At 55.3% G+C, this 22352-nt stretch carries 17 protein-coding genes; 7 read left to right on the forward strand and 10 right to left on the reverse strand.

Annotation, left to right across the window (positions count from 1 at the left end):
- Positions 1 to 84: 84 nt before the first annotated feature.
- Positions 85 to 759 (forward strand): FadR/GntR family transcriptional regulator, encoded by a 675-nt coding sequence (locus tag CCY01nite_RS05045; RefSeq protein WP_246129850.1) that lies wholly within the window; start codon positions 85 to 87, stop codon positions 757 to 759.
- 36 nt (positions 760 to 795) lie between these two features.
- Complete coding sequence (locus CCY01nite_RS05050) at positions 796 to 2034, forward strand: MFS transporter (RefSeq protein ID WP_146858398.1); 1239 nt, start codon at positions 796 to 798, stop codon at positions 2032 to 2034.
- Between the two features lie 67 nt (positions 2035 to 2101).
- Here CCY01nite_RS05050 and CCY01nite_RS05055 read toward each other — a convergent pair whose 3' ends face one another.
- On the reverse strand, positions 2102 to 2827 hold the full coding sequence (locus CCY01nite_RS05055) for a DUF2490 domain-containing protein (protein ID WP_146858400.1): 726 nt from the start codon (positions 2825 to 2827) through the stop codon (positions 2102 to 2104).
- 120 nt (positions 2828 to 2947) lie between these two features.
- Here CCY01nite_RS05055 and CCY01nite_RS05060 point away from each other — a divergent pair, with 120 nt between their 5' ends.
- Positions 2948 to 3913: a YheT family hydrolase gene (locus CCY01nite_RS05060; RefSeq protein WP_146858402.1), complete on the forward strand. Its 966-nt coding sequence runs from the start codon at positions 2948 to 2950 to the stop codon at positions 3911 to 3913.
- Positions 3914 to 4118: 205 nt separating this feature from the next.
- Complete coding sequence (locus CCY01nite_RS05065; protein WP_246129851.1) at positions 4119 to 5360, forward strand: DEAD/DEAH box helicase; 1242 nt, start codon at positions 4119 to 4121, stop codon at positions 5358 to 5360.
- A 47-nt stretch (positions 5361 to 5407) separates the two neighbouring features.
- On the opposite strand, the gene CCY01nite_RS05070 is transcribed toward CCY01nite_RS05065, so the two are convergent.
- Genes CCY01nite_RS05070 through CCY01nite_RS05085 form a run of 4 tightly spaced genes read right to left on the reverse strand, consistent with a single transcriptional unit; the run spans position 5408 to position 11959 of the window.
- Entirely contained in the window at positions 5408 to 6820 is a 1413-nt protein-coding gene (locus CCY01nite_RS05070) for a c-type cytochrome domain-containing protein (protein ID WP_146858406.1), read from the reverse strand.
- On the reverse strand, positions 6817 to 7716 hold the full coding sequence (locus tag CCY01nite_RS05075) for a sugar phosphate isomerase/epimerase family protein (RefSeq protein ID WP_146858408.1): 900 nt from the start codon (positions 7714 to 7716) through the stop codon (positions 6817 to 6819). Before CCY01nite_RS05075 ends, CCY01nite_RS05070 begins: the two co-directional genes overlap by 4 nt.
- Positions 7717 to 7718: 2 nt before the next feature.
- Positions 7719 to 9212 carry a DUF1501 domain-containing protein gene (locus CCY01nite_RS05080; protein WP_146858410.1) on the reverse strand — a complete coding sequence of 498 codons (1494 nt, stop codon included), beginning with the start codon at positions 9210 to 9212 and terminating at the stop codon, positions 7719 to 7721.
- Between the two features lie 5 nt (positions 9213 to 9217).
- Positions 9218 to 11959: a DUF1553 domain-containing protein gene (locus CCY01nite_RS05085; protein WP_246129852.1), complete on the reverse strand. Its 2742-nt coding sequence runs from the start codon at positions 11957 to 11959 to the stop codon at positions 9218 to 9220.
- A 551-nt stretch (positions 11960 to 12510) separates the two neighbouring features.
- Here CCY01nite_RS05085 and CCY01nite_RS05090 point away from each other — a divergent pair.
- Positions 12511 to 12861 carry a hypothetical protein gene (locus CCY01nite_RS05090; RefSeq protein WP_146858412.1) on the forward strand — a complete coding sequence of 117 codons (351 nt, stop codon included), beginning with the start codon at positions 12511 to 12513 and terminating at the stop codon, positions 12859 to 12861.
- A gap of 95 nt (positions 12862 to 12956) precedes the next feature.
- Here CCY01nite_RS05090 and CCY01nite_RS05095 read toward each other — a convergent pair whose 3' ends face one another.
- The 4 genes from CCY01nite_RS05095 to CCY01nite_RS05110 all read right to left on the reverse strand — a co-directional run bounded on the left by CCY01nite_RS05095 (position 12957) and on the right by CCY01nite_RS05110 (position 19759).
- Positions 12957 to 14483, reverse strand: a complete 1527-nt coding sequence (locus CCY01nite_RS05095) for a RagB/SusD family nutrient uptake outer membrane protein (protein ID WP_146858414.1) — start codon at positions 14481 to 14483, stop codon at positions 12957 to 12959.
- A gap of 17 nt (positions 14484 to 14500) precedes the next feature.
- Complete coding sequence (locus tag CCY01nite_RS05100) at positions 14501 to 18022, reverse strand: SusC/RagA family TonB-linked outer membrane protein (RefSeq protein WP_222614310.1); 3522 nt, start codon at positions 18020 to 18022, stop codon at positions 14501 to 14503.
- Positions 18023 to 18147: 125 nt separating this feature from the next.
- A complete protein-coding gene (locus CCY01nite_RS05105) occupies positions 18148 to 19041 on the reverse strand; it encodes a FecR family protein (RefSeq protein ID WP_146858416.1) in 894 nt (297 codons plus the stop codon).
- Positions 19042 to 19168: 127 nt separating this feature from the next.
- Entirely contained in the window at positions 19169 to 19759 is a 591-nt protein-coding gene (locus CCY01nite_RS05110; protein WP_146858418.1) for an RNA polymerase sigma factor, read from the reverse strand.
- 131 nt (positions 19760 to 19890) lie between these two features.
- On the opposite strand from CCY01nite_RS05110, the gene CCY01nite_RS05115 reads away from it, so the two are divergent.
- Together CCY01nite_RS05115 and CCY01nite_RS05120 are read left to right on the forward strand one after the other, a co-directional pair.
- The gene (locus CCY01nite_RS05115) at positions 19891 to 20391 is read left to right on the forward strand and encodes a hypothetical protein (RefSeq protein ID WP_146858420.1); all 501 of its coding nucleotides are present in this window, start codon (positions 19891 to 19893) and stop codon (positions 20389 to 20391) included.
- An 80-nt stretch (positions 20392 to 20471) separates the two neighbouring features.
- Positions 20472 to 21122: a tetratricopeptide repeat protein gene (locus CCY01nite_RS05120; RefSeq protein ID WP_146858422.1), complete on the forward strand. Its 651-nt coding sequence runs from the start codon at positions 20472 to 20474 to the stop codon at positions 21120 to 21122.
- A gap of 58 nt (positions 21123 to 21180) precedes the next feature.
- Here CCY01nite_RS05120 and CCY01nite_RS05125 read toward each other — a convergent pair whose 3' ends face one another.
- A complete protein-coding gene (locus CCY01nite_RS05125) occupies positions 21181 to 22344 on the reverse strand; it encodes a trans-sulfuration enzyme family protein (RefSeq protein ID WP_146858424.1) in 1164 nt (387 codons plus the stop codon).
- Positions 22345 to 22352: the final 8 nt, after the last annotated feature.

The raw sequence follows: 22352 nt of genomic DNA on the forward strand, positions 1-22352 counted from the left end.
ATAAATAATGTCCTAAAGATGCCTGCCCGGATATTGTATTGATGTTACAGATATTTTGTACTAGTTTTGCAAACATCAGATGATATGATGAATACACAGATACATCCTTTAAAGCGCAGGAACCTGGCGGATGAAGTGGCCGGACGGCTACAGCAGGTCATTTGCTCCAGCCAGTATAGCGTGGGCCAGCAACTGCCCACAGAGCCGGAGCTGATGCAGCAATTCGGCGTTGGGCGGTCTACCATCCGCGAAGCGGTACGGTTGCTGGTGAATGCGGGACTGGTGCGCGTGCAGCAGGGACTCGGGACTTTCATCATGTCGCAGCACGCCATGGCGGAGCCGCTGGCGCAACGGCTGCACCGCGCGCATTACCAGGACCTGAACGAGGTACGGCTGTTGCTCGAGGTGAAGATCGCGGAAAAGGCCGCGCAGAACAGAACGAAAGAAGACCTCGCAAAAATGAGGGCCTTCCTGAAACAGCGCTACGAACATGCCAAAGCGAATAACATCGACGCCTGCATGCAGGCGGACATCAATTTCCACAGCAGCGTGGCGGAAGCATCGGGGAACGAGATCATGGTGGACCTTTACAAGACCATCGCCACACATTTGAAGCAATCGTTCTCCGAACGTTTTGCGGACACTTCGAGTTTCCTGGAAACACAGCACCTGCACAAGTCGCTGCTGCAAAGCATTGCAGACAAAGATCCCGCCCAGGCGCTGCTATGGTCTACCCGCATCAGCACACATACGAAATAATTTTTTTGCATACAATCATCAGATGATCTGACAACAATGGAAACTATTGCTTTAGAAGAAGAACAAAAAACAGCGGCCCAGCAGCTCGCTGAAAAAACCGTTTTCTCTGTGTTGCTGGCGCTCAGCTTCACGCATCTGCTCAATGACACGATACAGTCCCTCATCCCCGCGATCTACCCGCTGGTAAAGGACTCCCTGCAGCTGAGCTTCTCCCAGGTGGGACTGATCACCCTTACCTTCCAGCTTTCCGCCTCCATTCTGCAGCCGCTGGTAGGGCTGTATACGGATAAACGGCCGCAGCCCTACTCGCTCGCTATCGGCATGGGATTCACGCTGGCCGGGCTGATCTGTCTTTCCCTCGCGCATCACTTTGCCATTGTGCTGGTATCTGTGGCGCTGGTGGGCGTGGGTTCCGCCGTATTCCATCCCGAAGCGTCCCGGCTGGCCTATATGGCTTCCGGCGGCAGGCATGGCATGGCGCAATCGCTCTTCCAGGTAGGCGGTAACACCGGCAGCTCGCTGGGGCCCCTGCTCGCAGCCGCCATCATCGTGCCGCTCGGGCAGTTTCACATCATCTGGTTTTCGGTGATCGCGCTCATCGCCATCGTGGTGATGCTGCGGATCTGCAAGTGGTACCTGCGGAACACCCACCGCATCAAACCGAAAAAGAAAGCGGTCGCCCAGGTGGAGCGCGTGCAGCTCTCCCGCGGCAAGGTGATCTTTGCGCTGGTGATACTGATGCTGCTGATCTTCTCGAAATACTTTTACATGGCCAGCCTCACCAGCTATTATACTTTCTACCTGATGGACAAATTTCATGTATCCGTGCAGAGCGCGCAGGTATACCTGTTCGTGTTCCTCTTTGCGATCGCGGCGGGCACCTTCATCGGCGGGCCGGTAGGCGACCGCATCGGCAGGAAATATGTGATCTGGATCTCCATCCTGGGCGTGGCCCCGTTCGCCCTGCTGATGCCGCATGTGAATTTATTCTGGACGGCCATATTGAGCGTGTTCATCGGCGTGATATTGTCATCGGCCTTCTCCGCCATTCTCGTATATGCGCAGGAGTTAGTGCCGGGGAAAGTGGGGATGATCGCGGGATTGTTCTTTGGATTTGCTTTCGGGATGGCGGGCATCGGATCTGCGCTGCTCGGAGAGCTGGCGGACAGAACGAGCATTTATTATGTCTACGAGGTTTGTGCTTACCTGCCGCTGATCGGGTTACTGACGGGTTTTCTGCCGAATATTGAAGGGAAGCGGAAAGCGGCGCGATAGAACAAAACACTTATACTGAAAAGGCGGCGGTTCGCATCTTACGGACCGCCGCCTTTTTGCGTATGCATCATAACCTTACATATCCGGCCAGCTGCAACACGTGAATTTTCGTATAGGCATTATTGATGCCGGAAATATAGTTATAGAGATACCCCATTTCCAGGTCGAACTGCCGGCTGAAACGATAGCCCACGGCCAGGTAAGCCCGGTTCTGATCAAATGCTTTCCCGTTCACCACATCCGTATTCGCGAAATTCAGGAACACTTCATTCTGCAAGGCGCCAAAAGGCCCTTTTGTAAAGGATTTCTCGCCGCTGAAGGGAATAACGCCGCGGAGGAAATACCGGAAACGGTGCGTCAGCTCATGGCCGTCCTTTTCCAGCTCATTGTTGTTCACCACCGGGTTGCCGATAAAGCGCTGCTCCACGCGGAAGCGGTGCTGGATGGGGATGAAGTCGAGATGATGATTAACGATGAACTGCTCCCAGATGCGGTGTTCGGAAAGATACGCGGTCAGGTCCTGCAAGGTGCGCCGGCTGCCCACCCAGCCATAACCCACGGTAGCGACCATGTTCTTGCGGAAATGATAGTTCAGGCCGGGGCGCACCAGGAACGTCTGGAATTCCCGCCATTCGTCCGTGCTGCGTGCCTGCACGTCCAGGTGAACGGAGAGCTTTGTATTTTTGATGGAAAACGTATTGAAAGATGCGATCCAGCTGGAAAACTGCGTGGATTGCGCCTTTGCTGCCGTTGTGCCGATGATGAAAATGCTGATGAATAGCATGCGCCTCATAACGAAATCATTTTGCTTGCGGCCAAAAATAAGGCCCGATGCCCACTAATTCAAACAATATATACCCTCAACAGGCCGCTCATCATTTAAAATTGCCGCACTTCTTCCTACCTTTGCAGTATGCCCGTCCTGCCAACATCGGACTACAAAGCGCCGGTACTGCTCCGGAACCGCCATCTGCTTACCATTTTCCCGACACTGTTCCGGAGGATAAAAGCGGCAAAATATACGCGCACCCGCATTACCACGAAAGACAATGATTTTCTCGACCTCGATTTCAGCCGCGTTAACAGCGACAGGCTGGTGGTGATCCTGCACGGGCTGGAAGGCAATACGGACCGGCAGTACATGCGCGGCATGGTAGATATTTTCAACAAAGGAGGATACGATACCGTATGCATGAACTTCCGGGGTTGCAGCGGCGAGATGAACAACGCACTGCGGTTTTACCACAGCGGCGAAACGGGCGATCTGCAAACGGTGATCGGTTATATAGAAGGATCGGGGCAATACCGGAGCGTGCATCTGCTGGGGTTTTCGCTTGGCGGGAATGTGACGCTGAAATATATCGGCGAGCAGGGCGCGGCCATTCCGGGCATCATCCGTTCCGCTGTGGCCATCTCCGTGCCCTGCGATCTGAAAGACAGCTCCGTGGAGCTGGAAAAGCGGCACAACTTCATCTACATGCGGCGCTTTATTCAGTCGCTCGGTGCAAAGCTGGAGATCAAGGCGCAAAAGTTCCCCGACCTCATATCGCTTGAAAACTATGCGGAGATCCGCAACTTCCGGCAGTTCGACGACCGCTATACCGCGCCCATGCATGGTTTCAAAAACGCGGAAGAATACTGGGCGGCCTGCAGCTCCAAAAAATTCCTGCCGGGCATCCGCATTCCCACCCTGCTCATCAATGCGCTGGACGATCCTTTCCTGGGCAAGGGCAGCTTTCCCTATGAAGAAGCGGAGCAAAACCCGTTCTTTCACCTGGAAACACCGCGGACAGGCGGGCATGTAGGCTTCGTATCATTCCCCGGAAAACATTACTGGTCCGAGCGGCGCGCCTTCCGGTTCATTCACGGACATCCCTGATCAAGCTTTTATTTAAAAATCCGTATCTTTGCGGAGTTATTTTATATCCCCTTTTGCCTTTTTGGTACTCAGGTTCACTTAAAATGATGTGTGGATATACAATCTAGCCATCCTTCTCTTAACAAGCTTTGGATTGTTAGCATCATTTTAAAACTAAACTATAAACATCTTGTCATTCGAGAAATTAAGTCTCATTGCACCCATTTTGCGTGCACTTGAAACACAGGGCTATACTACGCCCACACCGATCCAGTCGCAGGCTATTCCTATCGTACTGGCAAAAAGAGATCTGCTGGCCTGTTCACAAACCGGCACGGGCAAAACCGCCGCATTTGCGATCCCCATCCTGCAATTGCTTTACAAGGAAAAGCAGGCGGAGCAATCCGGCGCAAGGCATATCAAAACGCTGATCCTCACGCCCACCCGTGAGCTGGCGATACAGATCGCCGAGAACTTCCGGGATTACGGCGCGCATACCGGCCTCCGGCACCTGGTGATCTTTGGCGGCGTGTCCGCGCACACGCAGATACAGACATTGAAGCAGGGAACGGACATCCTGATCGCCACGCCCGGCAGGCTGCTGGACCTCTGGCAGCAGGGGCACATCAACCTCCGCTACATTCACCAGTTCGTGCTGGATGAAGCGGACCGCATGCTGGACATGGGTTTCATTCATGATGTAAAAAGAGTGATCACCAAGCTGCCTGAAAAAAGGCAGACCCTGTTCTTCTCCGCTACCATGCCTCCCGAGATCGCGCAGCTGGCTAACTCCATCCTCACCAATCCGGAGAAAGTAGCCGTTACACCGGTTTCTTCCACGGCGGAGAAAGTGGAGCAGCGCCTGTATTATACCGATAAAACCACGAAGCGCGCATTGCTGATCCATGTGCTGAAAGATGCCTCCATCACCAGTGCGCTTGTGTTTACCCGCACCAAGCACGGTGCGGACCGCGTGGCGAAGGAGCTGAACAAAGCGCAGATCTCCGCCAGCGCCATTCACGGCGACAAATCGCAGAACTCCCGCCAGCGCGCGCTCACCGATTTCAAGGGCGGGCGCATCCGTGTGCTGGTAGCGACGGATATTGCGGCCAGGGGTATTGACGTGGATAACCTTTCCCATGTGATCAACTACGAGATCCCGAACGTGCCGGAAACTTACGTGCACCGCATTGGCCGTACCGGCCGCGGTGGCGCGAGCGGCATTGCCCTGTCATTCTGTGATGAAGAAGAAAGGGCATATGTGAAGGATATCACTAAGCTGATCGCGCAGCAAATTCCTGTGGTGGATGGCCATCCCTTCCCCGCCAGCCTGACCGCCCCGGTGAAACCGGCGCCGGCCGTGCAAATGCGGCAGTCCTCTTCGCAGCAGATGGCTGGAAAGAAGAAGAACCCGCATCACGGAAAACGGAAGTGGCATGGAAGGCCGCAGGGAAAGCAGGCGCAATAAACAGGTTGGAAAAGCTTTCAAAATATCGCAAGGCTGACATTCATTTGTCAGCCTTCTTTTTTATACACCGTGGTATCCGTTGCCAGCACCGGCATCGTGTAGCCCCCGGTATCGATCCTCGTTTCCGGCAACGCTTGCTGCAGCTGGCTGATCGCTGTGGCAGGCACAGCGGTTTTATAGATGAACAACTCTCTCAGTGCTTTGTTCCGCTGCAACGCGAGCACGCCTTTGTCACTGACCTTTGTACCCACGAGGCTCAAATACCGCAGCTGTTTACAATCCGCCAATACCGGCAAACCCGCATCCGTAACGGCGGTATACTCAAGGTGCAAACGGGTGAGCTGCGGAAGCTTCGCCAGTACCTGCAAAGCGGAATCACCCACCTGCGTGCCGGTGAGCTTCAACCACACGATCTGCGATTTCAGCGGCAGCAGCAAATCCGCATCCTTATTGGAAAACCCGGAAGCGTTCACGCAATTGATCATCACATAATTGCTGCCGGCAGCCACCGGCATCACTTTCACACCGATCGCTTCCAGCGCTTCGCGGGCCTGATCATCCACGGGGCCGGGCGTGGTTTCCGGTATGAACGGGTGATCGCCTGTGCCGGAGGGCTGCATGGCTTCCAGCACCAGCTGTATGCGCGGGGATTTCTGCAGTTCTTTTACTTTGGCCGTAGTGGAAGCGCCCTGCTCGATCCACCAGTAAAGTATTTCCACCTGCTGCGGCGTCAGTTGCGGTTTGCCTTTGGGCGGCATCCGGTTGTCGTCGTTCTCCGGGAGGATCAGGCGCTTGTACAGTTCGCTGGCTTCAGGCAGGCTGTCTTTCAGCACGGGGCCATTCTCGCCGCCTTTCCTGATATGTTCCATTCCATCCAGCCGCAAACCGCCTTTCAGCTTTTGTGCATTGTGGCAGCCGTAACATTTCTGCTCCAGGATGGGCTGCACCATATCATCATATACTTTTGCATCGGGGATGCTGGTGATGGATGCGGTCTTTGGGAGTTGACGGCCGGGCAGGGCGGCGGTGAGGTAATCATCGCCATGCGTGAGCGAACCGCCATAGTGGCCGGCGGCGGACAATAATACGATCATCACTCCCGACAAGGGAAACCATAACTTTTTCAGAACGGCCATGCGGTGCAGCACACACAGCAGCACGGCAATAACGGCAACGCCTATACCGAGCCACTGATGCAGGGCCAGCGCATCGTCCTCATATCCGCCGGAGAGCGAAAGCAAATATCCCGCAATGCAGGAGAGCACGGCGGACAGGGCGCCGAATATCATTACGGGCAGTACGGCGGCGGACAGGAAAGCAAGGCGCTTTACTTTACTCAGCCCTTCGAGGATGAAGGCGATCATCAGCATGCCGATGGGCAGATGCACCAGTAACGGATGAAATCTTCCAAAAAACAAGCCCCAGCTTCCCTGGCCGGCTATCTGCAATAAATTCATCATCCTTTACCGTATCGCGATTTAAAAAGTTTCATCATGTGCACATTGATATCCCATTGATTGGCGAGCGGCTGCCGGGTATAAGGCACGGTGGGCATGTAATCCGGCGGGCCGAATTCCGTGAGCACCGTCAACGTTTCGCCTTTGGTCTGTTTCTGTTTCACGATCTCATCCCACCAGGCGAAATGCGCTTTCAGGGCGGGCTCCCATTCCGGCGCACGCGGATCGCTGACCTGCGGGCCTTCCGGATGGCCTACACGCGCGTGTATGTGCCCCGCGCGGGCAAGCGCCATCGCCACGGTTTCCGGCTGGTCCTGCAGCAGGGATTCGTGCACGTTGCACCAGTGTGAAATGTCCAGCGTCAGGCGGAGGTCCGGTTTTGCTTCGATGAACTGGCGTGTGATGTGCGCGGCGAACAGCATGCGCGAGCGGTGGGTTTCGTGGTAGATGGGGATGTTGGTTTGTTTGGAAATGCGGGTGGTGATATCGATCAATTTGCAATTCTGTTCGAACGAAAAATAATCTTTCCCCGAATGGCAGTTGATGTACACCGGGCGCTTGCGTTTTTGGGAAGTGGCGGCTGTGAGCGCCGCTTCGAAGGATTCCGCATGCTTCGTGTATTCATTGCTGTTACCACTGCACAGGAATCCCACTTCCAGCCCATATTTGTCCAGCGCCGCAAAAAGCGCATCGTCATTCTTCCACCACACTTCAATACCGTCGTATCCCGCTTCTTTGGCGCGTTTACAATATTCGTCCATCGAATAGGGGAAGCCCCAGTTGGTGGCCATCACGAGCAGCCGGAAGCCGGGCGCCGCGCTGTGCGCGAAAGATGGTAATAAGGAGGTGGCGCCCAGCAGGGCGGATTGTCTGAGGAAATTCCTTCTGTCTATTTGCATGTTCAGCCTAATATTTCATTGATGACACGTCCTTCCACGTCCGTTAACCGGAATGGACGGCCCTGGAACTGGTAGGTAAATTTTTCGTGGTCGAAGCCCAATTGCTGCAGGATGGTGGCGTGGATATCGTGCACGGAGGTTTTTCCTTTTACAGCGCTGAAGCCGATCTCGTCGGTTTCGCCCCAGCTGCCGCCCCTGCGTACGCCGGCGCCGGCCATCCACATGGTGAACGCTTCCGCGTGATGATCGCGGCCCATGTAGGGCATCTCCTTGCCGTCGCGGTTCTCCTGCATCGGGGTGCGGCCAAATTCGCCGCCCCATACCACCAGCGTTTCATCCAGCAGGCCCCGTTGCTTGAGATCCATCAGCAGCGCGGTCATCGCTTTATCGATCTCGCGGCATTTGTTGCGCAGGCCGTATTCGATAGAGGTATCTTCATTGGTCCCGTGCGCATCCCACCCCCAGTCGAACAGCTGCACGAACCGGACGCCTTTCTCCACCAGCTTGCGCGCCAGCAGGCAATTGTTGGCAAAGGATTCCTGGCCGGGCTGTGTGCCGTACAGCTCATGGATGTAAGCGGGCTCGTTGCTGATGTCCATTACGCCGGGCACGGAGATCTGCATTTTGTAAGCCAGCTCGTATTGTGAGATGCGGGATAATATTTCGGGATCTTTAAAAGTTTCGTATTCCTGTTTGTTGACTTCATTGATCGCCTGGATGGACTGGTAGCGCATATCGCGGTCCATTCCCTCCGGGTCGGTGATATACAGCACGGGATCGCCTTTGGAGCGGCATTGCACGCCCTGGTATACGGAGGGCAGGAAACCGCTGCCCCACACGCTTTTACCGGCATCGGGCGTTTTGCCGCCGGAGGTGAGCACTACGAATCCCGGGAGGTTGCTGTTCTCGGAGCCTAACCCGTAGGTGACCCATGATCCGATACTGGGCCTGCCGAGCCGGGCGCTGCCGGTGTGCATGAACAATTGTGCGGGGCCGTGGTTGAACTGGTCCGTATGCACGGCTTTCAGAAAGCTCACATCATCCGCCACCTTCGCAAAATGCGGCAGGTGATCGCTCACCCATGCGCGGGATTCTCCATGTTGTGCAAACACCGCCTGCGGGCCGAGCATCTTCGGTACGCCGCGGATGAATGCAAAACGTTTGCCTTCGAGGATGGAGGGCGGGCAGAGCTGGTTGTGCAGCTTTTGCAGGTCCGGCTTGTAGTCGAACAGTTCCAGCTGCGAGGGGGCGCCGGCCATGTGCAGGTAGATCACGCTGCGGGCGCGTGCCGGGAAATGCGGGGCGCGCGGCTCCAGGGGGTTCAGGCTCTGCGGCATGCCTTCTTCCCCGGATTCTCCGGAGAACAGGTTGCAGCCGCCCAGCAGGGAGCCCAGCGCGGTAGCGCCGAGGCCGGTCATGCAGTTGTGCAGGAAATGGCGGCGGGAAAAATATTTCGCGGCCCGCTCATTAGCCTCTTGTATGATTTTTTCAGACATGTTCGTTACGATTTGGATAAGAACTCGTCCAGGTTCATGATCGCATTGGCCACTACCGTGAGTGCCGCCAGATGCGCCAGGTCCGGCCGTTTTTCCTCCTGCAGGAAAGCTGTGGCGGCCTCCGGATCTTCCCGGAACTTCGCCAGCGCCTGCGTATACAATTTTTCCAGCACGGCCAGCTTTGCCAGCGTGATGTCTTTATACATCGCCGCCTTATAACCTGAACGAATACACGCTTTTTGATCGGCGGCGCCTGCTTTGTTCATATTAACAGCGAGGTGCCGCGCTGCTTCCACGTACACGGGATCATTCAGGGTGACCAGCGCCTGCAAAGGCGTGTTGGTGCGTATCCTGCGCTGCAGGCATACCTCGCGGCTGGAGCCGTCGAAGGTGACGGCGGAGGGATACGGACTGGTCCTTTTCAGGAAAGTATATACGGCGCGGCGGTACTGATCGCCGTTTTCAGACATCTTCCAGTATTCTCCGCTGTACACGCCCTGCCAGATGCCTTCCGGCTGATAGGGCATCACGGAAGGCCCATGCATCTTCTCACTGAGCAGGCCGCTGACGAGCAGTGCCTGATCTCTCACCTGTTCCGCCGTGAGCCGGAAGCGCGGGCCGCGGGCGAGATAGCGGTTGGCGGGATCTTTTTCCTGCAATGCGGGCGTGCTCTTCGAATCGCGGCGGTAAGCGGCGGACATCACCATTTCTTTCAGCAAGGATTTTATGCTCCACTGATGATCATGCATGAAGCGGTAAGCGAGGTAATCCAGCAGTTCCGGATGCGAAGGCAGGAACCCCTGCGTGCCGAAATCTTCCAGCGTTTCCACCAGCCCTGTTCCGAAAAGCTGTTCCCATAAACGGTTCACCATCACGCGCGCCGTGAGCGGGTTCTTGTCGTCCATGATCCATTGCGCAAGGCCCAGGCGGTTGCGGGGCGCATTGGCGGGGAAAGGATTGAGGGACGCGGGCACGTCCGGCTGTACGGCTTTACCCTTCACCAGCCAGTTGCCACGTTCAAATACATTGGTTTCGCGGAACATCTCCCGCGGGTTCTCGATCATGACCGGCACGCTTTCCGGGTTGTCATTCACGAGGTGCATGAATGTGTTTTCGGCGGACTGATAACCGGGCTCGCCCTTACCCGGCAGGTCGTTGCGGAGCGCGAACCATTCTACAGTGCACACGGACTGCAGGGGTTTCAGGCTGCTGTTACGGAAAATAAAATAGAGGTGATGCGATCCTTCAATGGCGGGAATGGGCACGGACAGCGCCTGGCGGCCTTTCGGCACCGCCTGCCGCGCGATGGTGCGGCCATGCAGACTGTCGAGTTTTATCTCGAGGGAACCGCCTTCACTGTTCGTCCAGTAATACATCAGCAGCTTCGTTCTGCCGTTCAGCGGCATATTTTTCAGCCGGCAGCTGCCGCCGTGGCGGATGGAGGTGAACTTCGTATCCGCCAGTTCGCCGTTGATATATTCATCGCAATCGTGGGCATGTATCTTGGGTTCCAGTGTGCGCAGGAAATCGCGGGTTTCCTTTTCCGCGGCGGCGTTGCCGTGGTTGCGTATCCAGGCGGCCACATCATCCACCTGCCGGCGGCCAACGCTGTCGTATAAACGCAGTTTGGGATGTTCGCCGTAGGTATCTTCATCACGGGTGTTGTTGAGGAACGCCATCAGCTTGTAATAATCCTCGAAGCGGAAGGGATCGTAGGGGTGGCTGTGGCATTGCACACAGGCGATGGTGGTGCCCTGCCATACTTCCATGGTGGTGTTCACCCGGTCGATGATCGCGGCGGTACGGAATTCTTCGTCCTGCGTGCCGCCTTCATCGTTATTCATGGTATTGCGGTGAAATGCGGTGGCGATCAGTTGTGCGTCGGTAGGATGCGGCAGCAGGTCGCCGGCGAGCTGTTCGATGGTGAACCGGTCGTACGGCATATCGCTGTTAAATGCATCGATCACCCAATCGCGGTAGCGCCAGAATTCTTTTCTTGTATTGTCCCGCTCATAACCTTTGGTATCCGCATACCGGGCGAGGTCCAGCCACATGGCGGCCCACCGTTCTCCATAATGCGGCGATGCCAGCAGGTTGTCTACGACGTTCTCATATGCTTTACCGCTTTTATCCGCGAGGAAGGACTGCATCATTTCCGCAGTGGGCGGGAGGCCGGTGAGATCGAGGCTGACGCGGCGGAGCAGTGTGATCCTGTCTGCTTCGGGCGCCGCTTCAAGGTCTTCTTCTTCCAGCTTACGGTTGATATAATGATCGATACCGGTGGCGCCGGTGCTGCTGCTGTATCCGGCGGTCTGCATCGGGACCGTTTGCGCGGGGGGACCGGGAGGAACGTAGGCCCAGTGCTCGCCCCATTGCGCGCCCTGTTCCACCCAACGGGTGAGGATGCTGATCTCTTCTTTGCTGAGCGGAGGGGATTTGTAGGGCATTCTTTCCTTCGGGTCCTTGCTGTGGAGCCGGCGGATAAATTCGCTGTGGTCCGGATCACCGGGGATAATGGCGGGATGACCGCTTTTTGTTTTGCCCAGGGCTTCTTCCCGGAACAGAACGCTGAAACCGCCGTTTTGCTTCACGCCGCCATGGCAGGAAATGCAATGTTTGTTCAGGATCGGTTTCACTTCCGAGCTATAGTCCACCTGCTTCCCGCCACCGCAACCGGTAAGGAAAAGAGCTGCCGCCAGCATGGCGGGGATGGAGCGCATGGCCCGGTACGTGGAAAAATAATGCATGCTTATCGGATAAAAAAATTGGTAGCTCCACTACGGATCTGATGAAATTTACAAAAAAGCTGACGGGTTTGCAACCGTTTGTCATAAAAATGGGGCGGCAGGAACAAAGAGAAGGGTGAAAGACTTCACCCTCCGGTATATGCATACATTAGACATGAGACTTATGTAAAACCGGTACATTCACACCTGACCGTGTTGCGCGTACCGTAATTTTCTGATGCCGGAAGAAATAGCAGAAATGCTGCCTTTTATTCATTCCGCCTGGCATTGGGGTATGAACGATGAAAGGCCGGCTACAGGGTTGCCATCGCACATAAATTCAATAAAAAAATTTGAGATAACATCCACTCGCATCCGCACACGGCGGGAACTGTTTCATAAGCCGGCATAGCGCCAGGAATTCATCTGCGTCGTTGATATCTTCCAGAGTAAGACAACATTTGGGTGTAATGGGGGTGAACGGGTTTTGATAATTTTTTTCTGATAGCAGCATATGCTTCACCCTGATATATCTCTTTGCAACTCTATGAAGTAAAATATCTTATTTTGATATGGAATCAATCTCCTTGCGACTAAAATTCTTTCTCCAGTACAAAGAACTGAACACAACGGCCTTCTGCCGCAGGATGCGGTACAAAAGCTGTGAAAAGATCGCCCGCCTGTTCCGGTCCCGGAATGCAAAGCCGAGTGCGGACATCCTGGCGGATATCGCGCGGCATTTTACGGAGCTGAACATCCGATGGCTGATAACGGGAGAAGGAGAAATGCTGAGCAATGGCGGTGAAATGGTAGCGGTTTTCCGTATTACGCGCACGCACAGCGAATGGGAAATGGAAAGGATATGCAAACCGGTGCCGGGCATGCTGATCAATTTCATTGAGAACATGCCGGACGAAAATTAGGACACTTCCCCGAACACCCTGATATAAGAAGGGCCGCCTGGATAAGCGGCCCTTTTCTGCTGTCTACTTTTTATTTATCGCTTTTATCATTAAGATCAGTTGTAACCCTGATTCTGAGAAAGATTTCCTACGCGCACGTCTTCATTGGGGATGGGGAACAGTTCATATTTTTTCGTTTTAAAGCCTAAAGGACCTAATTCCGTTTCCGCCCTGCCCCAGCGCACGAGGTCCAGGTAACGATGCCCTTCAAATGCCAGTTCGAGGAAACGTTCGTTCACGATCGCATCGAACAATGCGGTGCCGGATGCCGTGATCTCCGGAAGCTTCGCGCGCAGGCGCACTTTCTTCAGCTCTGCCCGCGCTTCTGTTTCCTTATTATCCCGGTAATAGGCTTCCGCGGCCATGAGCAGCACGTCCGCATAACGGATGAGCCGGTAATTGTTGCCAAAGTTCAGGTCGTTCACGGGGCCATTGGTGGAAGTGCTGAATGCGCCGTATTTGCGCTGGAAATATCCTTCATAGTCCCAGGCCGTGGGGGCCGTCCAGTTTCCGCCCGCGGCTTTCAGCTCGGCTTCTGACATCACCGTAGCTTTTCTCCGCTCCACATCGCCGGCTGCCACGTATGCATTGTAGAGCTTTGGCTTCGGAAGGTTAAAGCCCCATCCCGCCAGCAATGAATCTCCGGGCGCCTTTGTGTAGAAGTCGCTGCGCGGGCCCATCAGCTGAATGTGAATATTACTTTCGATCTGGCGGAACGGCCCCCAGGGGAAGTTGCCCCAGTCGTAATTTCTTTTCGATGAAAATGGCACTTCAAAAACGCTTTCTATACCGAACTCTCCGGCATTGGAAAAAACGGCGGCGAAATTGTTTTCAAGATCATATTCGTGCGACATGATCACATCGTTGAAAGCGGCGTGCGCCTGCGGCCATTTTTCCTGGAACAGGTACACTTTGCCGAGCAGCGCCTGCGCGGCGCCTTTGCTCACGCGGAACTTGTCCGCCGGCGCCATTTGGCTTTTCAGCGGCAGCAGGGGAATGGCTTCCAGCAGGTCCTTTTCCAGCTGCGCATATACTTCCGCGCGGGGCGTACGCGGCGTGGTGGTGTAATCTTCGGGCTGCAGCAGTTCCGTGATCAGCGGCACATCTCCCCACAGGGAGGCCAGCTCGAAATGATAATAGGCGCGCAGCACTTTACATTCCGCCACCAGCCGCTGCTGCAGCGGCGTTCCGCCGGTCACGCGATGGATCACCTGGTTAGCGCGGTAGATGCCGTAGTAGTTCACACGCCATACCCAGAGCACCGCCTGGTTCTGCGATTCAAATGTAAAATTGTCCAGCGCCTGGTAGTTGGGCTGGTCGGCGGGACCGTTGCCGCCGGCATTGCTTTCATCGGACGGGAGGGTCTTCACCATCAGCGGGCTTCCCCATCCCCAGTTGTACTCCGCCTGCAGCAGATCGTACACCGCAAAGGTGGCGGTCATCGCATCCGCATCGGTTTTGTAATACCCTTCCAGCGGAGCCCTTCCCGGAATATCCTGTTCCAGGAAATTTTTGCCGCAGCCGCTACTTACCAGCACGGCAGTGAGGGCAAGGATCGTATATCGTAAGGTGGAATGTTGCATGTTTTTCAAATTGCAGGTTAAAAACTGAATGTCAGGCCGACCACCGCCGCGCGGGGAATGGGATACACGCCCCTGTCAATACCCAGGCTGTTGTTATTGTTGCTGCCGGCTTCGGGGTCCATGCCTTTGTATTTTGTGAACGTAAAGAAATTGTCCAGCGAACCATATATCCTGGCATTGTGGATCTTCGCGCGTTGCAGCAGGCCTTCCGGAAGGGTGTATCCAATTTGCAGCTGGCGGATGCGGGTGTAGGAACCGTCGAACAGCATCATGTCCGAATTGTACACGAACTCACTGCCGGTGTTGGCGGCAAACCAGGAATTGGTGCTGCCTTCGCCCGTCCATCTGTCTTTATAAAAAAACTCGGGACGGTTGCCAGTGGGACGGTCTACCCGGTTGAAACCCATCAACACATCATTCCCTACCTGCCCCTGTACAAACACCAGCAGGTCAAAACCTTTGAAGGCAAGGTTCAGCCGGCCGCCGAAGATGAAATCGGGATGCGGACTACCGATATAAGTATGATCGCTGTTGGAGATCACACCATCGCCATCTACATCCACGATAACCGGATCACCGGGCTTTGGATCTACGGTCATGCTGATGTTCGCCAGATAATCCTGCACCTGCTTGGCGTTCTGAAAGATGCCGGCGGTTTGATATCCGCGGAAATACCAGATAGGATATCCTTTTTCAAACCAGGAAGCGCCCCATCCGGTGCCTACGTTGGAACCGGGGATGCGGTCCACGAATTCGTTCAGCCGCGTCACTTCATTATTGATCGTGGTGAGGTTGCCGCCGATCTCCCAGGTGAATGCGTGCTTGCTGTCGTTGCGATAGGACAGCTCGAATTCCCATCCCTTGTTTCTCACATCGCCGCCGTTGACGATGCGCAGCACGTTGCCCACGAAGCTGGGCACAGAACCCGGCGTGAGCAGGCCGCGGGTGGTCTTGTTATAATAATCCACAGTGAAGCTGAGGCGGTTGTCGAAGAAGCCCATGTCCGCCCCGAAGTCCAGCTGCTCGCTGGCCTCCCATTTCAGGAAAGGATTTTCCAGCCCGAAAGGCTCCGCTCCCACCTGGAAGTTGCCTTCCGCATCCGGGAAAGCAATGCCCTGCGTGGTGATGAGCGATTTCCAGTCGCCGATGCCGATGTTGGCGATGCTGCCGTTCCTGCCCCAGCTGGCGCGCACTTTCAGGTAGTTCAGCGGGATTATGGGGAAGAACGCTTCATTGGAAGCCACCCATCCGGCGGACACGGAGGGGAAAGTGCCCCAGGTATTTTCCGGCGGCAGCAGGGATGATCCGTCTCTGCGGATGGTGGCGTTCAGCAGGTACTTCCCTTTGTAGTCGTACTGGATACGGCCATAATAAGATACCATAGACGTGGAGGTCTGAAGGCCGGCAATGCGGTCCTGGTCATCGGGCAGAAAATCCGGGTAGCTGAAGAAGTCGTCTTCGCGGAACATGCCGCTGGCGGTGCCTTCCAGGCGGTCGTATCCCCTGCGCAGGGAGCTCATGCCCGCCATTACGGTGATATCGTGCTGGTTGATCTTGCGGTTGTAGGTCGCGAAGTTCTCCCATTGCCAATTGTACCAGTTCTCGTTTTTATCGAAAGTGCTGGGCACGGTGTTCATTCTTTCCGCGGAGAACCAGAAAGTGGGGTTCCAGCCGTGATTGCGCTGGAATGCGGCATCCAGGCCAAAGCGGGAGGTTACTTTCAGTCCTTTCAACGGTTCAATTTCTGCGAATACGTTGCCGACTACTTTGTGCTGCGCGGTGAAATTGTTGGTGATGGCCATTTGCGCCAGCGGGTTGCCGGCTTCGCCGAACACGTAGTCGGACACGCCATAATAGCGGCCGTTGGGGTCTTGCACGAGGGTATGTCCGCTGTTCAGCGCGTTCTGCGCGCGGGTGCTCAGCGCGCCGGTGTAAACGGTGGGCATCAGCGGGTCCATCAGGATGGCGTTGTTGATCACGGAACCGAATTCGGAATCTTCCGTTACGCCTTTTCTTTTGAAGTAGGCGTATGACAGGCGGTTGCCGACATTGAGCCAGGGCTTCACCTTGTGGTCCGTATTGATGCGCACGGTATAACGGTCGAAGCGGGCCCTGTCGCCACCGATCACACCGTCCTGCCGGAACATGGTGCCGCCAATGAGGTAGGAAGATTTTTCCGTGCCGCCGCTCACGGTGAGGGCGTGGCGCTGCAGCGGGGCGTTCTGCGTGATCTCGTCCAGCCACATGGTGCCCTGCTTGCCCGTCCACTCCGCGGGATCAGGGATCGCGCCGGGCGTATTGGCTTCCGTGAGGTATTGCGTGTATTGCTCCGCGTTCATCATTTTCATGGGGTTATGAATGGATTGCCGGCCGTACTGCATGCTGTATTCCACGCGGGTGGCGCCGTCCTTGAAGCCGGACTTGGTAGTGATGATCACCACGCCGTTGGCGCCTTCCGCACCGTAGATGGCCGCCGAGGCAGCGTCTTTCAACACTTCCACGGACGCGATCTCCGAGGGGTCCAGATATTCCATGCCGCCGGCGCGCATACCATCAATGATATACAACGGATCGGAAGCGCCGTTGGAGCCCGTACCGCGGATGCGCACACGCATGCCGCTGCCGGGGGAGCCGGACACCGGCAGTACGGTAACGCCGGCCGTGCGGCCCTGCAGCGCCTGTTCAACCCGACTGGAAGACACGGTAGCAATGTCCGCCGCCTTCACGGAAGAGATGGCGCCGGTCACCAGGCTTTTGCGCTGGCTGCCGTAGCCTACCACCACTACTTCGTTGAGGGCGCGGTTGCTCACGTCCAGCATGATGTCCACTTTCGTGCTGGAAGTCACCAGTATTTCTTTCGATTCATACCCGAGCAGGTTGAACACCAGCGTTTTTCCCGCGCTCGTTTCCAGCGTGTAGTAGCCATCTCCGTCCGTCTGGGTGCCCCGCATTTCCCCTTTCACCTGTACCGCCACACCGGGCAGGGGCACGCCATTTTCGCCGTCTGTCAGCCGCCCGGTGACCTTGATGCGGCGCACGGTATCCTGCGCCACGCCGGTGATCATCATGGCGGAGGCGCCATTCAGTTTCAGGAGGGTGGATGCATTCGTTTGTACGTCTACGTTACCTTCCTGCCTTGCGGGGCCGGAGGGCTTTGGGCGCTGGCCGCTGCCCTCTGTCAGTGGCACGATGGCCCAGGTATTGGGTTGTACGGATTGCGCCTGCAGGCCGTGGGGCGTCAGCAATGCTTTCAGCATTTCTTCCACATCGTCGCCATAAGACGCAGGAGAGAAAGCGACTTTTACATTGGGGAGCTTTTTTGCTTCATAAAGCAGGTCGATCTTATACTCTTTATGAATTTCTTTGAGTAATTGCAGCAGGGTCTTTTGCCTTTCCTTCCCGGAAGAAGGCTGCTGCCATTGGAGACCTGGCTTACGGGCAGCTGCGAGGTCCTGGCGGGCGCCCGCATAGGCGCCGGAGGACGTTGCTACGGATACCGCAACCAGCAATGCGCTTCGCAACACAAGTTTAGCATTCATAATATGGAATTGTTTAAATGGGTAAAACAAATTTGATTCTGGTTCAGATATGACAAGGGCCTTCAGCCTTCCATGGAAGCTGTTTCGTGGAAACCCCGATCGTAATTTTGGTACTTGATATACTGCTATTCTTTCAGCGAGAACAGTAGCTGCTGATCTTTCTTTTCAATATGTATGTTCATGGTGACGGACAAAGCCCATGAAAGCTGTGATATATCTTCCGCATAGAGGTCCCCGCTGATCCGCCGCTGCAATATCTCCGGATCTTTGATCACTACTTCGTAACCGAATTTCGACAGGATCAGGGAAGATATTTCCTCCATCGACGTATTATCGAAATGATAGCGGTGATTCCGCCAGTCCGCGATAAGGTCCGTATTCACGGCTTCCCTGATCTGCGCGCGGTCTTTCTCCACCAGCACTTCATCTCCCGGTTTCATCATGTATACTTTCCTGCCATCGGCGATCTCCTCCCGGGCGGTCAGCTGCACCTTTCCTTCTTTCAGCGATACGGTGGTGCGGCTGCCGAGCATGTTCACATTGAACTTCGTGCCCAGCACGGCCACATCGATCTTGTCCGTATGCACAATAAACTGTGCATTGCCTGCTCCGGGTTTCTTCGTGATCTCGAAATATGCTTCCCCTTCCAGCCACACAGTGCGGCTTTCTTCGGTTTTCCATTCCGCGGGAATGCGTAACGTGGAGTTGGCGTTCAGGTAAACGATGGAGCTGTCCGGAAGCATCACCTGCCGTATCTCGCCATAGGCGGTGTGATATTCTTTCATGCCGCTGTCTACCAGGTGGCAATATATATTATAGGAAGCCCAGGCCAGGAGAGGCAATGCCACCGCGGCCGCCGCTATGCGCAGGATACGGCGTGTCACCGCGCCGGTCCTTTTCCCGGCGATCCGTGATTCAATACGCTGCCAGCTTGCTGCCGTCTGCTCTTCCGGTACATGCTTACGCCGGAAGCGGATGGGCGAGCTGCCTGATTCCTGCGGTGCGGACTGATCTTCCATAACAACGATTTCTTAAAAGACACCGGGATATGGGGCGGGATACTCTTTTTTGAGCGGATTTTTTTTGAGAACGGGGAAGCATGGGCGAAAACAGGCGGATGAAAAATGAAAAAGAACGGGTGCGCGGCTACCGCAGATGTGCGAGGATGAGCCACCATAAAGGGATATGCCCCATTAAAGACCGTAGCTGGCTGATGGCTTTATGGGCCAGGTTGATGACGGACTGGTAATTGACCTGCATGATGTCCGCTATTTCGGCATAGGACAATTCTTCATAAAACCGCAGGTAGATCACTTCCCGCTGGCGGCGGGGCAGCTGGTTCAGGTACTGGCTGATGCGGGTCTTTTTTTCCTGCTGGTCTTCCTGTTCAATGAGGATGTCTTCCGGGGAAAACTCGATATCCGGTTCTTTTGCCGGCAGGATGTGGAGATTGCGGAGGCCGCGGAGCTGGTTGAGCGCCTGCCGGCGGATGGCGGTAAAGAAATAAGCCCGGATGCTGTTCAGCGCTCCGATCTGTTCCTTTTTGTACCAGATGCGGATGAATACTTCCTGTACGGCATCTTCCGCCAGCTCACCGTCCCCGAGCATGGCAAGCGCATACCGGTACAGCACCGGATGCAAATGGCCGTGGATACGCGCATATGCTCTTGTATCTCCCTGGAGCACATCGTTCCAGAAGCCTGTCAGATCATTCTCCTGGTCATAGGTATCCGCCATGGGCTGTTAGTGAGGCAAATGGATTACTCATTATTATTTTCTGTAAAATAAGGAATAATACCCGTTCATATGCCGGTTTACCCAACACTTTTGGCCGGAAATTTGTTTATAAGCTATCAAAACAACTGGAAATGATAAAGCAAATGACCCGCCTTTTCACAATTTTCGGAGCAGCAACCCTGCTGCTGAGCGCTTGCGCATCGCAACAGGGCGCCGTTTCCGCCAGCAGCATGCGCAAAAGCGCTACCGGCAAATGGACGCTCAACAGCGTAACCTTTGAAGGCTTGCCGGCGACTGCGAGGGTAACCACCGTTTTTTCCAACATCCCCTACAAATGCCTGGAAGGCAGTGAATGGAACCTTCCGTCCAACAGCTACGGATCTTTCACCACCACTTCCTCCGCGGAAGGCTGTTCCCCTTACACCCAGAACATCGTATGGTCCACCCTCAACCAGGGCGGCGTGATCATGCTGCAGTTCAAGGAATTGCTGGACGGCGTGAAAGCAAAAAACATCTCGGACGGTTACAGGGTAGAGCTGACGGCGGCGGACAACTCCGGCATGATATGGCGCGCACCGATCGCGGCGGAAGGACAGACGGCCTACGTCGTGTATTCGTTCACGCGGAAATAAATACCCCTGTTCATCCATTTAAAGGCCGGTTGTGATTCCAACCGGCCTTTTTGTATCTTTGCCCCTCGTTTAACTCAATTATGAAAGCATTTAACTTATTTATCAGATACCGTCTTCCGCTGGGCATCGTGCTTCTGCTGGGCGGTATCGCGCTGGGCCTCTCCGTTGGCTGGTGGGAAGCGGCCATCGTACTGGTGCTGGCCGTTATTTGTATTGTGACGCACTTCCTCTTCGGGCCGATGCGCCTGGTGCAGGAAGCGGTGGAAGCGGGCGATGTGGAGACCGCCATGGCGATCATGAACAAGATCTCCTTCCCGAAACTGCTTTACAAACCCATCCGCTCCGTATATTATTTCATGCAAAGCAACCTGGCGATGTACAACCAGGACCTCGACAAAGCAGAGCTGGCCGTAAAGCAAAGCATCAAATCCGGCAGCCCGATGAAAGAATATGAAGGGATGCAGTACTTCCAGCTGGGCACTATCGCCTACCAGAAGAACGACACTAAAACGGCCGATCAGAACCTGAAAAAGGCCGTGCGCCTGGGTTTGCCGGACAAGGAAAATACCGCTGCGGCGCTGCTCACGCTTTGCTCCATTGCCATGAGCAGAAGGGATTTTAAAATAGCGAAAGATTATTTCCGCCGCGCCAAGGCCCAGAAGCCTACTTCTGAACAGATCGTAGGGCAGATCAAGGAAATGGACAAGTATATCAGCCGGATGCCCGGGTGATGAGGAATAATATTTTTATGAACGTCCCGGTGGCCGATGGTTGCCGGGATTTTTGTTGTCAGCCCATCTTCTCCAGCGCCTGCGCCAGGTCTTTCACCAGGTAATCCGGATCTTCCAGCCCGATGTACAACCGCACCATCCGGTGCTTTTCTTCCCGCGGATCAAAATCCGAAGCGGACAACGCAGCACAGGCGGGGAAAGCCAGTGATTCGTGCCCGCCCCAGGATACGGCCATCAGAAAATGTTGCAGCGAATCGCAGAACGTTTCCACTTGCTGGCGGCTTTCTGCTTTCAGGAGGATGGTCACCAGGCCGGCGGCGCCTTTCATCTGCCGGCTGGCCAGTTCGTATTGCGGGAAATCCGGGTCGAGGGGAAAGTAGACCTGTTGTATGCGCGGCTGCTGTTTCAGCCAGGACACTACCTGCCGGGTACTCTCCGCGCTGCGCTGCAGGCGGATTTCCAGCGTCCGCAATCCCCGCAGCAGCAGCCATGCGGAAAAAGGCGCAATGCCGCTGCCGATGTTGAGGAACTCGGAAATAAATATCTTCCTGATCTTTTCCCGCGTGCCGGTCAGCACCCCGGCAATAGTATCGCTGTGGCCGCTGATGAACTTCGTGGCGGATTGCAGCACCAGGTCAATGCCCTGGAGGTGCGGCTGCTGGTACAGCGGCGTGCAGTAACTGTTATCGATCACCGTGGTGATGTTCCTGCTGCGCGCCAGCGCGGCCACGGCGGGAATATCCTGCAAGGCGAAGGTCATGGAGTTGGGGGATTCCAGGTAGATGAGGCGGGTATTGGATTGTATGGCTTTTTCAAAATTGGTGGTATCTGTTCCGTCTACAAAGGTGGTGGTCACGCCAAAACGGGGCAACAGCTTTTCGAACAGCTGCCGCGCCCAGCTGTAGGGTTCTTTTACGCTGATGATGTGATCGCCCTGCTGCACTTGCGAGAGCACGGCGGCAAAGATCGCGGCGGCGCCGCTGCTGAACACCAGCGCATCTTCCGCGCCGTCCAGCGCCGCCAGCTTCTGGCGCAGGATGTCGATCGTGGGGTTGTTGCCGCGTGAATAAAGGAATCCCTGGTATTCATCCAGCATCCGCTCCCGCATCCCCGCTACGGTATCAAACGCAAAATTGCTGCTCTGCACGATGGGCGGCGCAATGGCGTTGAAATATTGCTCTCTGTCTTCTCCCAGTTCATTGATAATATAAGAAAGGTCCATATCGTAAA

The sequence above is a fragment of the Chitinophaga cymbidii genome (genome assembly GCF_007992715.1).
In the GTDB taxonomy this organism is placed as follows: domain Bacteria; phylum Bacteroidota; class Bacteroidia; order Chitinophagales; family Chitinophagaceae; genus Chitinophaga; species Chitinophaga cymbidii.

Coding starts and splice junctions, on each gene's coding strand:
- CCY01nite_RS05110 (WP_146858418.1), bottom strand. CDS start 19,759: ATGGCGGATACCTATGACCAGGAGAATGATCTGACAGGCTTCTGGAAC.
- CCY01nite_RS05050 (WP_146858398.1), top strand. CDS start 796: ATGGAAACTATTGCTTTAGAAGAAGAACAAAAAACAGCGGCCCAGCAG.
- CCY01nite_RS05115 (WP_146858420.1), top strand. CDS start 19,891: ATGATAAAGCAAATGACCCGCCTTTTCACAATTTTCGGAGCAGCAACC.
- CCY01nite_RS05070 (WP_146858406.1), bottom strand. CDS start 6,820: ATGATGAATTTATTGCAGATAGCCGGCCAGGGAAGCTGGGGCTTGTTT.
- CCY01nite_RS05085 (WP_246129852.1), bottom strand. CDS start 11,959: ATGCATTATTTTTCCACGTACCGGGCCATGCGCTCCATCCCCGCCATG.
- CCY01nite_RS05060 (WP_146858402.1), top strand. CDS start 2,948: ATGCCCGTCCTGCCAACATCGGACTACAAAGCGCCGGTACTGCTCCGG.
- CCY01nite_RS05120 (WP_146858422.1), top strand. CDS start 20,472: ATGAAAGCATTTAACTTATTTATCAGATACCGTCTTCCGCTGGGCATC.
- CCY01nite_RS05125 (WP_146858424.1), bottom strand. CDS start 22,344: ATGGACCTTTCTTATATTATCAATGAACTGGGAGAAGACAGAGAGCAA.
- CCY01nite_RS05080 (WP_146858410.1), bottom strand. CDS start 9,212: ATGTCTGAAAAAATCATACAAGAGGCTAATGAGCGGGCCGCGAAATAT.
- CCY01nite_RS05095 (WP_146858414.1), bottom strand. CDS start 14,483: ATGCAACATTCCACCTTACGATATACGATCCTTGCCCTCACTGCCGTG.
- CCY01nite_RS05105 (WP_146858416.1), bottom strand. CDS start 19,041: ATGGAAGATCAGTCCGCACCGCAGGAATCAGGCAGCTCGCCCATCCGC.
- CCY01nite_RS05055 (WP_146858400.1), bottom strand. CDS start 2,827: ATGAGGCGCATGCTATTCATCAGCATTTTCATCATCGGCACAACGGCA.
- CCY01nite_RS05045 (WP_246129850.1), top strand. CDS start 85: ATGATGAATACACAGATACATCCTTTAAAGCGCAGGAACCTGGCGGAT.
- CCY01nite_RS05090 (WP_146858412.1), top strand. CDS start 12,511: ATGGAATCAATCTCCTTGCGACTAAAATTCTTTCTCCAGTACAAAGAA.
- CCY01nite_RS05100 (WP_222614310.1), bottom strand. CDS start 18,022: ATGAATGCTAAACTTGTGTTGCGAAGCGCATTGCTGGTTGCGGTATCC.
- CCY01nite_RS05075 (WP_146858408.1), bottom strand. CDS start 7,716: ATGCAAATAGACAGAAGGAATTTCCTCAGACAATCCGCCCTGCTGGGC.